Consider the following 15204-nt stretch of genomic DNA (forward strand, 5'->3'; position numbering starts at 1 on the left):
CGCCGGGCGGAAACTCACGCCTTGCGGAAGACCCACACCCGCATGAGCACGAACCGCAGCAGCGTGGTGACCGCGTTCGCGGACAGGAGCACCGCGAGCTCGGCCCCGTGCCCGTGCCCGGGCGCGGCCAGGTTGAGCCCGGCCAGCGCCGCCGCGTTGAGCGCCAGGCCGAGGGCGAACAGCAGCAGGCCCTGCATCTGGTGACGTACCGCCCCGTCGCTGCCGCGGATCGCGAACGTGAGCCGGCGGTTGAGCGCGGTGTTGGCGATTGCCGTGGCCAGCAGCGCCACGAAGTTCGCCGCCTGGGCCCCGGTCTCCGGGCGCAGCAGCGCGTACAGGGCCAGGAACGCCACCGTCGAGAGCACCCCGATGCCGCCGAAGCGCAGCAGCTGCGGCAGCATCCCGGCCGGGACGCCCTCGACGAGCGGGGCCCGCCCCAGCCGGCTGCGCAGCGCGGCGACCGGCACCTTCCCGCCGACCAGCGCGCGGCCGAGCCGCACGATGCCCTTCAGGTCGGCCACCGCGGTCGCGACGATGTCGACCCGGCTGTCGGGGTCGTCGATCCAGTCGACCGGCACCTCGTGGATGCGCAGCCCGGCGCGCTGAGCGAGCACGAGCAGCTCGGTGTCGAAGAACCAGCCGGTGTCCTCGACGAGCGGCAGGAGTTGCTCGGCGACGTCGCGGCTAATGGCCTTGAACCCGCACTGCGCGTCGGAGAAGCCGGCGCTGAGCGTGGTACGAAGGATGCGGTTGTAGCTTCTGGAGATGAACTCGCGCTTCGGGCCGCGCACGACGCGCGAGCCCCGGGCCAGGCGGGAGCCGATCGAGACGTCGGAGTGGCCCGACAGCAGCGGCGCGACCAGCGGCAGCAGGGCGTTGAGGTCGGTGCTGAGGTCGACGTCCATGTAGGCGAGCACCGGGGCGTCGGACGCGGACCAGGCCTGCTTCAGCGCCCGGCCCCGCCCCTTCTCGGCCAGCCGGAGCACCTCGACACCGTCGAGCTCCGCGGCGAGCGCGCGGGCGACCTCGGCCGTGGCGTCGGTACTCGCGTTGTCGGCGACGGTGATCCGAAAGGGGTACGGGAACGTCTCGGCGAGGTGCTGGTGGAGGCGGCGCACACAGGGCCCGAGATCGGCCTCCTCGTTGTACACCGGGATGACGACGTCGAGAACGGCGCCGGCGTTCCGGGCGGCCGCGCCGATCGCGCGGGGAAGCGTCTCAGTGCTCATGGTCCAAAGACTCGCGGCCCGACCTTCCGGCAAGTTCCCGCGAAGCTGTGGCCAGCCTGTGAGCGCAGAATTCCTGTCAATACCCTGTCGGGCGAAAAATCGGATATGCCCGCTGCAGGGCAGCAGCGGCCCCGTCCCGGGATGGGTTCCCGGGCGGGGCCGGATATGCCCGCTGCAGTGCACCAGCGGCCCCGTCCCGGGATGGGTTCCCGGGCGGGGCCGGATATGCCCGCTGCAGTGCACCAGCGGCCCCGTCCCGGGATGGGTTCCCGGGCGGGGCCGCTGGTTCGAGGGGGAGTAAAGCTCAACTCGTCAGGTCGTACAGGGTGGTGTTGCCGATCGTCGTCGCCGTGTAGTTGGCCTCCACCCACGCGGCGATCTCTGCGCTCACGCCGCTGCCGCCGTTGCTGCGGCCGCCCAGCCCCGCGCCGCCGATGAAGTAGTGGATCTTTCCGTCCTTCACGTACTGCTGGAACTGCGCCAGGCTCGGGGCCGGGTCGCTGCCGTTGAAGCCGCCGATCGCCATCACCGGGAGCTCCGTCGCCAGCTGGTAGCCCGAGGCGTTGTTGGAGCCGACCGCCGCGGCCGCCCAGGTGTACCTGGCGCTGTCGCGCTGCAGCGCGGCCACCACCTCGGCGCTCGGGGTCGTGGCGTTGAGCAGGCCGCCCATGCCGCCGCCGGCTCCGCCGCCGCCGCGGAAGGCGCCGCCGCCCGCGGGGAAGTTGCGCCCGCCCCCGCCGCCGAAGCCGTTGCCGCCCGCGACCGCAGGGCCGGCGGTGACGATCGAGCCGGTGTGCGCGGTCGCGGCCGTGTTCAGGGAGTAGGCGATCGGGCCGGCCAGGACCGCGAACAGGGCCAGCGCCGCGGCGGCCGGACGCAGGCCGCGGCCCAGCTGCTGGCTGAGCAGGATGCCGGCCGCGCCCAGGGCGCCGGCGGCGAGCACGGCCACGCGCAGCCACGGGTGGAAGTCGGCGGCCCGGTTGAGCAGGATGTACGACCAGACGGCGGTCACGGCCACGCAGCCGCCCAGGACCAGCAGGGCGTAGAGGTCGTCGCGCCGCCGCCACAGGGTTGCCGCGCCCATGCCGGCGAGGGCGCCGATCGCCGGGGCCAGGGCCACCGTGTAGTAGTCGTGGAAGATGCCCTGCATGTAGCTGAAGACGAGCGCGGTGGTGACCAGCCAGCCGCCCCACAGCACGTAGGCGGCCCTGCGTGCCGACCAGATCAGGCCCGCGGCGGTCAGGATGAGCGCGGCCGGCAGCAGCCAGGAGGCCTGGCCGCCGGTCTGGCCGTCGAGCAGGCGCGACCAGCCGGTGGCCCCCCAGCCGCCGCCCCCGCCGCCCCCGCCGACCCCGCCGCCCGCGCCGCCGCCGCCGACGCTGCCGGTCTCGTCGCCGGTGAGCCGGCCGAAGCCGTTGTAGCCGAGGGTGAGCTCCAGGATCGAGTTGGTCTGCGAGCCGCCGACGAACGGGCGCCACGAGGCCGGGGTGAGCGACACGATCGCGACCCACCAGCCGGCCGAGACGATCACCGCCGCGCCCGCCGCGAGCAGCTGGACCAGGCGGCGCACCCAGCCGGTCGGGGCGAAGAGGAGGTACGCCAGGCCGAACGCCGGCACCACCAGCAGCGCCTGGAGCATCTTGGTCAGGAAGCCGAAGCCGACCGTGGAGCCGGCGAAGATCAGCCACCAGGTGCTGCCGCGCTCGATGGCGCGCAGCATGCCGTAGACGCCCGCGACCAGCAGCAGCATGAGCAGCGCGTCCGGGTTGTTGAACCGGAACATCAGGGTGGCCACCGGCGTGGTGGCCAGCACCGCCCCGGCGAGCAGGCCGGCGGCCGGGCCGTGCCAGCGGCGCACGGTGAGGTACAGCAGCCAGACCGTCCCCACCCCGATCAGCGCCTGGGGGGCCAGGATGCTCCACGAGCTGAGCCCGAACAGGCGCACCGCCAGGCCCGTGACCCACAGCGCGGCCGGCGTCTTGTCGACCGTGATGAAGTTCGCGGCGTCCGATGAGCCGTAGAACCACGCCTTCCAGCTGTCCCCGCCGGCCTGGGCGGCCGCGGCGTAGAACGCGTTGCCCCAGCCGGACGCGCTCAGGTTCCACAGGTAGAGCGCGCCGGTGGCGAGCAGGAGCAGCACGAGTGCGGGGCGCACCCAGACGGGATCGCCGGCCCGCGTCCCGGCCGGGGCCTCGGCGGGCGCCGGGGGCGCGGCCGGAGGGGTCAGCGTGGTTGTCATGCGTCCACGCTGCGGTTCGACCCTTCCGGCGGCGTGCCGATCAGCTGTGGGCGAGCTGTGAGTCAGGCCCAGCGGAACTGCGGGGCCCGCCGCGCGCCGAACGCGGCGATGCCCTCGGCCATCTCGGCCTCGCTCTGCTCGGGCACCGGACGGTCGCCGAGCACGGCCTTCGCCGCCCGCAGGGTGAGCTGGGAGCGGGCCGCGATCGTCGCGGCGAGGTCGTCGACGGTCGCGGCCAGGTTGCCGTCGGGGACCACGAGGTCGGCCAGCCCCCAGCGCTCGGCGGCGGCCGCGTCGAACAGCTCCGCGGTGTAGAGCAGCAGCTTGGCCCGGGACGGGCCGACGAGCGCGGCCAGGCGGCGGGTGGTGGCGGGCGGGTACACGATCCCGAGCTTGGCCGGCGGCACGCCGAAGCGGGCCGACTCCCCCGCGACGCGCAGGTCGCAGGCGACCGCCAGCTGGCAGCCGCCGCCGACGCAGAAGCCGTCGATGCGGGCGATCGTCGGCCGCGGGAAGTCGGCGAGGGCCCGCTCGGCCGCGACCGCGAGGCTCTCGTCGCCGGCCCGGGCGATGGCCGCGGCCTCGGTGATGTCGGCGCCCGCGCAGAACGTGCCGCCCGCGCCGGCCAGCACCAGCACGCGCATCGAGGCGTCCCCGGCCAGGGTGTCGAGGATCCCGGGCAGGGCGGCCCACATCGCGGCGGTCATCGCGTTGCGCTTGGCCGGGTTGGTGATGACGAGGGTGGCGAGCGGGCCGTCCCGGTGCAGGACGATTTCCCCGGTCACCACTCGCCGGTCACCATTCGTGCACGGGGACGTTCGAGTGCATCCTCGGAAGGTACTCCGCCAGCAGCTTGCGCATGGTGTCGTCCCGCTCGACCGGGCCGCTGCCCTCGATCGCGTGGGCGGCCTCGACGAGCCAGGAGGCGCCGTTGCGCTGGGCGAGGCAGCGCTGCTCGATGATGCCGAGCAGCCGGTCGCGGTGGGCGGGGTCGACGCCCCACTCGTCGAGGCCCTCGTACGCCAGCGGCAGTAGCCGCCGCAGCACGAGCTCGGTCACCGGGACGGAGCCCAGGCCCGGCCAGAACACCGAGGCCTCGATGCCCAGCCGCGCCGCGGTGTGGAAGTTCTCCTCGGCCGCGCCGAACGACATCTGCGTCCACACGGGACGCTCCTGGCCGGCGAGGCGATGCACGAGGCCGAAGTAGAAGGCGGCGTTGGCCATGCTGTCCACGACCGTCGGGCCGGCGGGCAGCACCCGGTTCTCGACCCGCACGTGGGGCCGGCCGTCCACGACGTCGTAGATGGGCCGGTTCCACCGGTAGATGGTGCCGTTGTGCAGCTTGAGCTCGCCCAGCCGCGGCGCCTCGCCGCGGTCGAGCACGTCGATCGGGTCCTCGTCCTCGCAGATGGGCAGCAGCGCCGGGAAGTACCGCACGTTCTCCTCGAACAGGTCGAAGATCGAGGTGATCCAGCGCTCCCCGAACCAGACCCGCGGCCGCACGCCCTGGCTCTTGAGCTCCTCCGCGCGCGTGTCGGTGGCCTGCTCGAACAGCGGGATGCGGGTCTCGCGCCACAGCTCCTGGCCGAACAGGTAGGGCGAATTGGCCCCCAGCGCCACCTGCACCGCGGCGATCGACTGGGCCGCGTTCCAGTAGGAGGCGAAGCGCTGGGGCGTCACCTGGAGGTGGAACTGCACGCTGGTGCAGGCCGCCTCGGGCGCGATCGAGTCGCAGCGCACGTGCAGCCGCTCGATGCCGTCGATGGAGATCAGCAGGTCTTCGCCGCGGGCGGTGAAGATCTGCTCGTTGAGCAGCGCGTAGCGGGGGCTGGCCGACAGCACGTCGGGCGTGAGCAGGTCGCGGCGCAGCGTCGGCAGGATGCCGATCATCGCCAGCCGGGTGTCGACCTGGGCCGCGTGCTCCTCGGCGGCGTTGAGGCTCTCGCGCACCTGGGCCTCGAAGCGGGCCAGGCCGTCGCCGGCCAGCCGCTGCGGCGGCACGTTGATCTCGATGTTGAACTGGCCCAGCTCGGTGACGAACGCCGGGTCGGCCAGCGCGTCGAGCACGCGCTGGTTGCGCAGCGCCGGGTCGTAGTTGTCGTCGACGAGGTTGAGCTCGATCTCCAGGCCGCTCATGCCCTCGCCGGTGTCGAACGGGTTCTCGGCCAGCATGCGCGCGAACGCGTCGAGGCATCGGCGGACCTTGTCCCGGTACCGCATCCGGTCTTCCCGGCTGAACACCGTCGCCTCGACGTCCTTGCCCATGGGCTGCCACCTCCGCGCGGGAAGAGCCGTGCCCTCTGGCATACCACGATGCGCGGCTTTTTACTCCTGACGGTTTACGACACAGGATGCAGGCTCAGGTGGCGCAGGGCCTCCTGGACATTGCCGAGCGGGGGTACCCGGTCCAGGAACGCCGCCCACGCCAGCCGGTCGCGCTGCCAGGCGTCGAGGTACCGCACGCACAGCTTCGGCGTGATCTCGGCCCGGCTGGCCTGGGCGGTGGTGAGCGCGGCGACCATCCGCTCCCGCTTGGCCTGGGCCGCCGCCCGCTCCCGCTTCGCCCGCGGCATCGGCATGTGCCGGGTCCGGTCGAGGATGCCGGCGATGAACGCCTCGCGGCGGGTCAGGTAGTCGCGCCAGAAGTCCACGCCGGCCTCGGCCAGGCCGCGGCCGTCGTCGAGCAGCTCGAACACGCCCTCGGCGAGGCAGTCGCCGAACTCCTGCCGGCGGGCGCGCTTGGCGCTGCGGTAGGGGTCGTACTCCTTCTGCTCGGCCCGCCCCGTCACGGCGACGCGCCGGTCGCGGACGTGCTCGAACAGGAAGAACCAGTCCTCGTTGTAGACGTGCGGGAAGTACGACCGGCTCCGCGCGGGCACGACCAGCGCACCGCCGCCGATGAACGTGTCCTGGGTACCGCCGACCTCGCGGTTGGCGTGGCAGACCACCGAGTTGTCGGGGAAGCCGGCGTTGGTCAGACCCACGGCCGCGTAGTCGGCGAGCAGCCCCGCGGCGCCGCGCACGTCGTCGGCGGTCACGGTGATGTCGTCGTCGAGGAAGAGCACCGCGCGCCAGTCCGGCATCATGTGCGCCACGGCCAGCCCGATGTTGCGCTTCATGCTCGTGTCGGTCCGGCCGCTGAACGAGGTGTCGTCGAGCAGGTCGTCGGTCTCGAGCTGGGGCAGGCCGGCCCGCGGCGGCACGTCGACGGCGACGGCCCGAACCCCGGCGGCCGCCGCCGCGCCGAGCACGGGCCGGGCGTGGCTCCAGCGGCTGCACAGCACGATCAGCAGGCAGTCCAGGTCGCCGGCCAGCCGCATCGCCCGCTGCAGGAAGCCGACCTTGCGGTTGGTGGGCACGATGACGGCGTCCACGGTGCCCGGCACGGCGGTGGCCTCGCTGAGCAGCTTGGTGTGGGAGTAGTGGTGGCGCGGATCCGCGGGTTGGGTCATGAAGCGGGTGGCCGTCCGCATGACGCGCCGCGCGGGTGTGGTGCCGACTCCACGCGTCGCCCTCCCGTGGGTTCCCCCGTCCGTGTGACGGCTACTCTACGGCTCGCTCACCCGGACTGTCACAGCTGCTCAGGCCGGAGCGAACGGCCATTCGTGCAGGCGCATGCTCGCGTCGGTGAGATCGGGAACCTTGACCACCCCGGCGACCACGGGGATCCGGCAGACCAGGCTGAACTTCGGCGCGCCGGCGAAGCGGCGCTCCAGGTAACGGAAGTTCGCGGCCCGCCGCTTGGTGTTCGTGTCGGTAAGCGCGCGGACGATGCCGTAGGTGCCGCGGCCGAACATGCCGTTGAAGAGGGTCACCGTGGTGTCGGTCGGGCTGAACGGGTTGGGCGCGCGGCACAGGTGCGCCACGTCCTCGCGCAGGATGGTCCGCTCGTTCTCCTCCCGCAGGTCGGGCACGAGGGTCCGCTGCTCGCCGCCCGCGTCGGTGACCTCGAAGCCCCCGGCGACGCCGTCGCGCTCGACCTGCACGACCGGGAGCCCGAGCTCGTCGAGCAGCTGCCGGGTGAGGGTGTTGAAGTCCACGCCGCCCAGCACCAGCAGGTGGTTCTCGAGGTCCTCGTCGGTCAGCCGGGTCACGAGCCGGCGGCGCACTTGGCTGTCGGGATTGATCCGGCCCACGTACGCGTACAGCTCGACCAGCGCGTCCAGGTCGGCGTAGTTGTAGAGCTCGACGTGGTCCGGGTCGAGCGGGTCGGCCAGCTCCTTGGCCGGCTGCATCTTCTCGGGCAGCTCCGCGCAGACGATCGTGATGGGCCGGCCGTCCGGGTAGTACAGCGGGTTGGCCGGCTCGGAGAGTCCGAAGTCCTTCTTGATCTCGTCGTAGCGGGCCCGCTCCCCGTCCGTCAGCTGGGCGAGCTCGAACAGCGTCGGCGGGTCGGCGGTGAACGAGCGCGGGGTGGCGAACAGGCGGGCGTACTTGTCGAGGTACGCGCCGCTGGGCCGCACCGACTTCTCCCACGAGGAGATGAGCGGGGTGCTGACGCCGAACGCCCGCGCGATGTCGGTCTGGGTGAGCCGGCCCGACGGCAGCCCCGTCAGGCGGAGGTTCCGAAGCTGCTCCGCGAGATCCCCGGCCATCGCGCGCCCCCTTTCAGCCAACTTCAGCGGCGCGCCGGACGCTCCTGAAAATCCGCGATCTGCGCATTTAGGGGAGCGATGACGGTGATTGCTTCAGCAGCTGCTGAAACCATAGGCTTTTTCACAGGAGAAGTCGAGGATTTCAGGTCATCACTGAAATTCAGTCGGGGATCGACTGAAACGAGGGGGGTCGGAGTGATGTCCTACGGCCGAGTCCGCCGCACCAGGGGCCCGCCCGGCATCGACAAGTGACACCGCACGAAATTGGGGCGTCCTCGGTTGCCGCCGAGACGCCCCATATCGGCAGCTCCCCTGTGTCCGGGCGAGGATCAAGGAAACGTACCAATGGGCATTATATTCCTCCTCAGTTCATCGGGAAATCACGGAACGGCGGCGAACCCGGCGATCGTGTTCGGCGCGGCCGCGCTCGTGATCACCCTGGTCGCGCGCTGGCTCGGCCGATCGGTGCGCCGGCACCAGACCCGCCGCGTCCACCTGACCCATCAGCAGCAGGCCACACGGGACGACGCGGGCGCCGACATCGTGCGGGCCTGCTTGGTGCTGGCGGTCCTGTGTCCCGTAGTGTTCGTCACGCTGTACGAGGTGTTCCACGCCGGCACCGGCTGAGGACACCGGAGTTTCAGCGGGTTTAGCGGCGCGACAACCGGGGACGGCAGCGGTGGGGCGGCCGTCCCCTCCCCGTGCACAGCCAGCCAGGTTCGCAGCAGTCGGCCAGAGGGAGCTCTACGACGGTGCTAGAGGTACGACCAGCGGTCAGCGCAGACCTGCCGGCTTTGACCGAGGCGTTCAAGCAGCCCCACTACTTCCAGGAACGCATCGCCCGCCAACCCCACCTCGGCGTGCTCTTCGTCGCCGAGCACACCGACGACACCGCGACCCGCGTGGCCGGCGCCGCCTTCCTGCGGATGCTGCCGGCCGAGGAGTGGGAGCTGCGCGAGCACCTGCGCAACGTGCCGATCCTGAGCCACCTGCAGGTCGCGCCGCAGCGCCGCCGGCAGGGCGTGGCCTCGGCGATCATGGACGCGGCCGAGGACTACGCGCGGGCGAAGGGGCGGGCCCGGATCGCGCTCGGCGTCACCCTCACGAACGCGGCGGCGCGGCGGCTGTACGCCAACCGGCAGTACGTCGAATGGGACTTCGGCCCGGTCAACGCCATGGTGGTGGAGTGGGACGAGGCGGGCCGCAAGCACTTCGGTGTCGAGCGGTGCCAGATCATGGTCAAGGCGCTGCCGGCCCCGGCGACGGCGGGCTTCGGCAAACGCCCACAAATGCGACTTGTCCTCGCGTAGCGTCGCCCCAGGCACGCAACTTCGCCAGGGACGGGATGGAGACCGTGGTGACCGAACGGCGGCTCATGGACGCGGCGGTCAGCCGGGCCACCGAGCGCTTGGCGGAACTGGAGGACCAGTCCCGACTGGTCCGTTAGGGCAGAACTTCCCGGATTGACTTGCTTCGACCCCCGGTCCCACCGGCAGACTAGGCCGGTGGATCACCGCCGGCCCGCCGCCACCTCGGTGCTGCCGCTCGTCGTCGGCCTCGTGCTGGTCCTGCTGGGCGGCGTCGGGCTGGCCCGCATGGTCTGGGACGACGCCACCAACACGTCGTCCGACTCGCCCGCCACGGACCGCATCGACCGCAACGCCGACCGGGCGGACCGGGCCACCGACCCGCGCGCGGCCCGCTGCGGCGGCGCGGCGCTGAGCGCGCCCCGGGAGCTGCGCGGGGTGTGGATCACCACCGTCGAGAACATCGACTGGCCCAGCCGGCCCGGGCTCCCCGCGGACCAGATCAAGCAGGAGTACCTCGGCTGGCTCGACCTGGCCCAGCAGCGCAACCTCAACGCGGTCTTCGTGCACGTACGGCCGAGCGGTGACGCGCTGTGGCCGTCCGACTTCGCGCCCTGGTCGGAGTGGATCACCGGGGTGCGCGGCCAGGGCCCCGGCTTCGACCTCATGCAGTGGATGATCGACGAGACGCACCGTCGCAACCTCGAGTTCCACGCCTGGTTCAACCCGTACCGCGGCAGCCAGCCCGCCCCCTCCGGGGCCGGTTCGGACATCGACAAGCTCGCCCCCGACCACCCGCTGCGCAAGCACCCGGAGTGGGCGGTGGTCTACCCGTCGGCCGGCACCACTGGCAGCCGCCTGCACTTCAACCCGGGCATCCCCGAGGCGCGGCGGTTCGTCGAGGACTCGATGCTGGAGGCGGTCAAGAAGTACGACGTCGACGGCGTGCACTTCGACGACTTCTTCTACCAGTACCCGGTGGGCAAGCAGGACTACCCGGACGACGCGGCCTACCAGCAGTACGGCGGCGGCAAGAGCAGGGCCGACTGGCGCCGCGACAACGTGAACCTGCTCGTCAAGGAGATGAGCGAGCGGATCAAGCAGCTCAAGCCGTGGGTGAAGTTCGGCATCAGCCCGTTCGGCATCTGGCGCAACGACGCCACCGACCCCGCCGGCTCGCCGACCCGCGGCCTGCAGAGCTACGACGACGTCTACGCCGACACCCGGCTCTGGGTGCAGCAGCAGTGGCTGGACTACATCGTCCCGCAGCTGTACTGGAACATCGGCTTCGACGTCGCCGACTACGCCAAGCTCGTGCCCTGGTGGGTCAATGTCGTCAAAGACACGAGGGTGCAGTTGTACATCGGGCAGGCCGACTACCGCGTCGGGCAGGCCGGCCCGTGGTCGGACCCGGCCGAGCTCGACCGCCAGCTCGCCCTCAACCGCAAGTACGCCCAGGTCACCGGCAGCGTCCACTTCAGCGCCAAGAACCTGCGGGCCGACACGCTCGGCTCGGTCACCAAGTACTCCGGCGACTTCTACGCCACGCCCGCGCTGCCGCCGGTGATGAAGTGGCTGCCGAACAACGCCCCGGCCGCGCCCGCCCTGTCGAGCGGGTCCGACGGCGACAACGTGAAGCTGAGCTGGAAGGGCAAGGGCGCCTCGGCGGCCGTGTACCGGGTCGAGAACGGCGCGGCGAAGCTTGTCGCGACGCGGCGCGGCGGCGACGGAGAGTTCAGCGGCCCGAAGGGCACCTACTGCGTCACCGAGCTCGACCGGTCCTGGAACGAAAGCCCTCCCGCGGGGTGAGCCCCGCTCATCCGGGCGGCCCGAAGGCTGGCCGCCATGAGCAGCTTCATCTCGGACCAGGACTTCACGACGCCGGCGCACATCCGCCTGGAACCCGTCGAGCCCGAGCGGCCCGCCGGTCGCGGCGCGCGGAACCTGCCGCTGACCATCGTCTTCCTCGCCGCGGTGTGGCTCGTGGTGTCGGCGGTGCCGTTCGGCTACATCGGGGCCGGCCGCTACGACGCATTCTGGAGCGACGCGGTCACCGGCATCGCCCTGGCCGTCGCGACGATCATCCGGCTGCTCAACCCGCGCGCGGCCGGCTTCACGCCGATCATCGGCGGCCTGGCCGGCTGGCTGCTCGTGGCGCCGCTGGTGCTGCAGTACGGCTGGTCGGCGTCCACCGCCAACGACGTCGCCGTGGGGGTGCTGATCCTGACCTGCGCCGCGCTCGGACCGGACGAGAAGCCCTGAAACACGGGCGGGCCGCCCCGGTGAGGGGCGGCCCGAACTCCGTCGCGGTGGTTGAGCGGTGAGCGATCAGCGGTCGAACGCGTCGGCCACGTCGTGCCCGGCGTCCTTCACGTGGTCACCGGCCTGCTTGGCCTTCGCGGCGGCGCGCTCAGCGGCGCCCTCGGCCTCCAGCCGCTCGTTGTCCGTGGCGTCGCCGTACTTCTCCTTGGCGGCACCCTTGAGCTCTTCGGCCTTGTGCTCGACCTTGTCCGTGAAACTCATTGTCGGTCCTTTCCACGTTTTCGGTCACGCCTTGCTGATTACTGGTTGCCCGGCCCGGCGGGCCCGCAAACGCAGCCGCCGTGCCGCCGTCGTCACACCGGTCAGGACGAACGACAGTGCGATGCCCAGCCCGGCGGCCGCGAACGGGTTGTCGGTGAACACGTTGCCGCCCAGGTAGCCCAGGCCGACCACGTAGATGCTCCACAGCAGCGCGCCGACGCCGAGCGCGGGCAGCAGCCGGTGCCGCGGGAACTGCGCGTAGCCGCTGACCAGCGCGACGGTGGTGCGCCCGAGCGGCACGAACCGGCCGCCGGCGACGATCGCGCCGCCGTGCCGCTCGAGCAGCCGCGCCACCCACCCGACCGCCTTCCAGTAGCGCTCGTTGCGCAGGAACCGCTCCACCAGGCGCCGCCCGCCGCGCCGCGCGACCTCGTGCACGACCACGTCGCCGATGAACACCGCGGTGACCGAGGCCAGCAGCACGGCGGCCACGTGCAGGTGCCCGTTCGCGGCGAGCGCCCCGCCCGCGATCACACTCGTCTCCGCCGGTACCGCCGGAATCACACAATCCAGCACCAGCAGCACGAAGATCACGAGGTACGCCCAACCGGCCATCGACTCCATGCCATCTACCGTGCCGTCCGGCGGCCGCGGAATCAGCGGTGCCAGCCCGCCGATCCACAGGGGGGTTTCCCCTACCCGTAGGTGTTTCGGGCCACGAACTCGGTGAAGACCCGGGGATCGTGGAACGCGGTCAGCTCCCGGATCAGGCCGCCCTCGACCCGCAGGACGCCGACGGCGAACGGGCGCTCCCCGGACTCGCCCGGCGGCGTGTGGTACACGACCATCGCCGGGTCGCGGTTGGCCCGCGTGAGCTCGGCGCGGATGCGCCCGACGTGGAACGGCGAGCCGGGCGGGACGCTGCTCAGCAGCGAGGCGGCGATGGCGTCGCGGCCGAGGTACCACATCGGCAGCGGCGGCATCACGGCGCGCGCCTCGTCCGCGAGCAGCCTCGCCATGCCCTGCACGTCGGCGCGCTGGAAGGCCTCGACGTACCGCCGCAGCACCTCCTGCTCTTCCGGGTCGGGGCCGCGCTCGGGCGTCCAGTCCTCGCCGCGCTCCGGCAGCCGCTCCCGCAGGGTGGCCCGGGCCCGCTGCAGGGCGCTGTTGACCGCCGGGGCCGTGACGTCGAGCAGCTGCGCGGTCTCGGCCGCCGACCAGCCGAGCACGTCCCGCGCGACGAGCACGGCCCGCTGCCGCGGCGGCAGGTGCTGCAGGGCGGCCAGGAACGCCAGCTCCACCGTCTCCCGGGCGACCGCGCGGGTCGCGGGGTCGGCGTCGAGCACCCGGTCGGGCAGCGGCTCCAGCCAGGCCACGTCGGCGCGCGCAAGGCTGACGTCGCCGGGGGCTGTCCAGTCGCGGCCTTCGGCTGATGGCGGGCCGAGGTCCATCGGCAGGATCCGCCGCTGGGCGCTCTTGAGCACGTCGAGGCAGGCGTTGGTGGCGATGCGGTACAGCCACGCGCGCACCGACGAGCGGCCCTGGAACGCGTCCCAGCCCTTCCAGGCGCGCAGGAACGTCTCCTGCACCAGGTCCTCAGCCTCGTGGAAGGAGCCGAGCATCCGGTAGCAGTGCAGCTCCAGCTCCCGCCGGTACGGCTCGAGTTCGGTCAGGTCCATGAAAAGCCCCCTCGTCGCGCATGCGATGCAAGCCTCTGCCCTGCCGCTCCGGCCGGCCTGCGCCGGGCCCAGATCCCGCCTGCGCACGTCCCGCGAAAGCCCGGTTACAACACCGGTAGCCTGGCTTCCGCGGGCCGCACGCAGACGAGATCTGGACCTCGTCTCGGCTCGACCGGAGCGACAGGGCAGAGGCTAAGACGATGTGGGCGGAGTTTCGTGAGCGCGTGATCCTGGAGGACGACGCGGTCCTGGTGCTGGACAAGCCGGTCGGGGTCTCCGTGATGGGCGAGCGGCACGAGTCCGACCTGGTGCGGATGGCGGCCGACGCGGGCGAGCAGCTGTTCCCGGCGCACCGCATCGACAAGGTCACCTCGGGCGTGATCCTGTTCGCGAAGGACCTGGCCGTGCACGGCGGGCTGACGCGGCAGTTCAACAAGCGCACGGTGGAGAAGGCGTACCTGGCGGTGACGGCCCCGGGCGGGCTGCCGGCCAGGGGCCGCATCGACCTGCCGCTGAGCGTCGGCCGCAAGAACCGGGTCCGGATCGCGGCGCCACGGGAGAGCATCGTGCTCAAGGATGACACCTGGACCGTGCCGGCGTCGGCGGTGTTCGACACCGTCCCGACGTACCCCTCGACGACCACGTTCGCGGTGCGCGCCCAGACCGGCGACCGCGCGCTGCTGGAGGCGTACCCGCACACCGGCCGCCGCCATCAGATCCGCGTGCACCTGGCCTGGGTCGGCCACCCGATCGTGGGCGACCCGCTGTTCGAGAAGAGCCCGGCCGGCCGCACGTACCTGCACTCCTGGCGCCTGTCCTTCGACCACCGCGGCGAGCGGGTCACCGTGGAGGCGCCCATGCCCGAGGAGTTCGCCCTCTAGGACAGCACCGCGCCCACGGCGAGCAGGATCGCCAGGCTGTTGGTCAGGCAGTGCGCGGCGATGCTGATCCGCACGCTGCGCACCCGCAGCATGACCGCGATAAGCAGCAGCTGGGCGACGAACACGAAGACGAACTTCTCCGGCTGCCAGTAGTGCTGCAGCGCGAACAGCCCGGCCGAGGTGACGACCGCGAGGGCGCCGCGCACGGGCAGGCGGGGCAGCAGGTACGCCCGGAAGTACAGCTCCTCCACCGCGGGGTTGACCAGCCCGTCGACCGCGAGGGTGAACAGCAGCGTGCCGACCATGGTCGGGACCGGGAACGCGTCGGAGTCCGGCGGCAGGAGCCAGGAGGCCGGGTACCAGTCGAGGATCCGCTGCTCCAGGGGTGCGAGCAGGACGACGAGGCCGACGGCCATCGCGGTCACGCAGGGCAGGATCGTGAGGTACAGCCGCAGCGGGAGCTTGCGCCGGAACGCCAGGATGCCGGGCAGCCCGCGCCAGGACCAGCCGGCCGCGCGCAGCAGCAGGCCGAGCTCGATCGGGGTCAGCACGAACGCGAAGGCGAGGGTGAGCGCGAACTGCGGCGGCAGGTGCCAGGCCCGCACGAGCGGCCCGAGCGCGAGCGCGACGGCGAAGGTCGCGGCGGCCGGGAGCAGGTGCAGCGCGAGGACCGTGGGCCACGTCATCCTGGTTCGCCGGGTGTCCGCGGCCTGCGTCAGGACGGTCGTCGTCATAGACCCGACGCTATGGA

The 15204-nt window shown here is 72.1% G+C and carries 15 protein-coding genes; 5 read left to right on the top strand and 10 right to left on the bottom strand.

The window, feature by feature from the left end; genetic code table 11:
- Window positions 1-14: 14 nt before the first annotated feature.
- From ACPPVO_RS57585 to ACPPVO_RS57610, 6 genes are all read right to left on the bottom strand, one after another.
- Window positions 15-1229: a glycosyltransferase gene (locus tag ACPPVO_RS57585; RefSeq protein WP_426508222.1), complete on the bottom strand. Its 1215-nt coding sequence runs from the start codon at window positions 1227-1229 to the stop codon at window positions 15-17.
- A 304-nt stretch (window positions 1230-1533) separates the two neighbouring features.
- Window positions 1534-3468, bottom strand: coding sequence for an ArnT family glycosyltransferase (locus tag ACPPVO_RS57590; protein ID WP_426508224.1), 1935 nt, complete (start codon window positions 3466-3468; stop codon window positions 1534-1536).
- A 62-nt stretch (window positions 3469-3530) separates the two neighbouring features.
- On the bottom strand, window positions 3531-4256 hold the full coding sequence (locus ACPPVO_RS57595; protein ID WP_426508226.1) for an enoyl-CoA hydratase/isomerase family protein: 726 nt from the start codon (window positions 4254-4256) through the stop codon (window positions 3531-3533).
- A gap of 7 nt (window positions 4257-4263) precedes the next feature.
- On the bottom strand, window positions 4264-5733 hold the full coding sequence (locus ACPPVO_RS57600; RefSeq protein WP_426508227.1) for a glutamate--cysteine ligase: 1470 nt from the start codon (window positions 5731-5733) through the stop codon (window positions 4264-4266).
- Between the two features lie 74 nt (window positions 5734-5807).
- Window positions 5808-6920 (bottom strand): hypothetical protein, encoded by a 1113-nt coding sequence (locus ACPPVO_RS57605; RefSeq protein ID WP_426508228.1) that lies wholly within the window; start codon window positions 6918-6920, stop codon window positions 5808-5810.
- 129 nt (window positions 6921-7049) lie between these two features.
- On the bottom strand, window positions 7050-8063 hold the full coding sequence (locus tag ACPPVO_RS57610) for a helix-turn-helix transcriptional regulator (protein ID WP_426508229.1): 1014 nt from the start codon (window positions 8061-8063) through the stop codon (window positions 7050-7052).
- 408 nt (window positions 8064-8471) lie between these two features.
- Here ACPPVO_RS57610 and ACPPVO_RS57615 point away from each other — a divergent pair, with 408 nt between their 5' ends.
- The 4 genes from ACPPVO_RS57615 (at window position 8472) to ACPPVO_RS57630 (ending at window position 11632) form a co-directional block, all read left to right on the top strand.
- Complete coding sequence (locus tag ACPPVO_RS57615; protein WP_426508230.1) at window positions 8472-8690, top strand: hypothetical protein; 219 nt, start codon at window positions 8472-8474, stop codon at window positions 8688-8690.
- A 167-nt stretch (window positions 8691-8857) separates the two neighbouring features.
- Complete coding sequence (locus ACPPVO_RS57620; RefSeq protein ID WP_426508231.1) at window positions 8858-9373, top strand: GNAT family N-acetyltransferase; 516 nt, start codon at window positions 8858-8860, stop codon at window positions 9371-9373.
- Between the two features lie 195 nt (window positions 9374-9568).
- Window positions 9569-11179 (top strand): glycoside hydrolase family 10 protein, encoded by a 1611-nt coding sequence (locus ACPPVO_RS57625; protein WP_426508233.1) that lies wholly within the window; start codon window positions 9569-9571, stop codon window positions 11177-11179.
- Window positions 11180-11215: 36 nt separating this feature from the next.
- Complete coding sequence (locus ACPPVO_RS57630) at window positions 11216-11632, top strand: SPW repeat domain-containing protein (RefSeq protein ID WP_426508235.1); 417 nt, start codon at window positions 11216-11218, stop codon at window positions 11630-11632.
- Window positions 11633-11698: 66 nt separating this feature from the next.
- On the opposite strand, the gene ACPPVO_RS57635 is transcribed toward ACPPVO_RS57630, so the two are convergent.
- From ACPPVO_RS57635 to ACPPVO_RS57645, 3 genes are all read right to left on the bottom strand, one after another.
- A complete protein-coding gene (locus tag ACPPVO_RS57635) occupies window positions 11699-11893 on the bottom strand; it encodes a CsbD family protein (RefSeq protein WP_426508237.1) in 195 nt (64 codons plus the stop codon).
- 24 nt (window positions 11894-11917) lie between these two features.
- Window positions 11918-12517 (bottom strand): DedA family protein, encoded by a 600-nt coding sequence (locus tag ACPPVO_RS57640; RefSeq protein WP_426508239.1) that lies wholly within the window; start codon window positions 12515-12517, stop codon window positions 11918-11920.
- A gap of 71 nt (window positions 12518-12588) precedes the next feature.
- Window positions 12589-13572, bottom strand: a complete 984-nt coding sequence (locus tag ACPPVO_RS57645; protein ID WP_426508241.1) for a sigma-70 family RNA polymerase sigma factor — start codon at window positions 13570-13572, stop codon at window positions 12589-12591.
- Window positions 13573-13796: 224 nt separating this feature from the next.
- Between ACPPVO_RS57645 and ACPPVO_RS57650 the strand changes: the two genes are divergently transcribed.
- Complete coding sequence (locus tag ACPPVO_RS57650; RefSeq protein ID WP_426508242.1) at window positions 13797-14453, top strand: RluA family pseudouridine synthase; 657 nt, start codon at window positions 13797-13799, stop codon at window positions 14451-14453.
- On the opposite strand, the gene ACPPVO_RS57655 is transcribed toward ACPPVO_RS57650, so the two are convergent.
- Window positions 14450-15187: a CPBP family intramembrane glutamic endopeptidase gene (locus ACPPVO_RS57655; protein WP_426508243.1), complete on the bottom strand. Its 738-nt coding sequence runs from the start codon at window positions 15185-15187 to the stop codon at window positions 14450-14452. The two genes, ACPPVO_RS57650 and ACPPVO_RS57655, sit on opposite strands and share 4 nt — an antisense overlap.
- Between the last annotated feature and the right edge of the window lie 17 nt (window positions 15188-15204).

Source organism: Dactylosporangium sp. McL0621, from assembly GCF_049995355.1.
In the GTDB taxonomy this organism is placed as follows: Bacteria; Actinomycetota; Actinomycetes; order Mycobacteriales; family Micromonosporaceae; genus Dactylosporangium.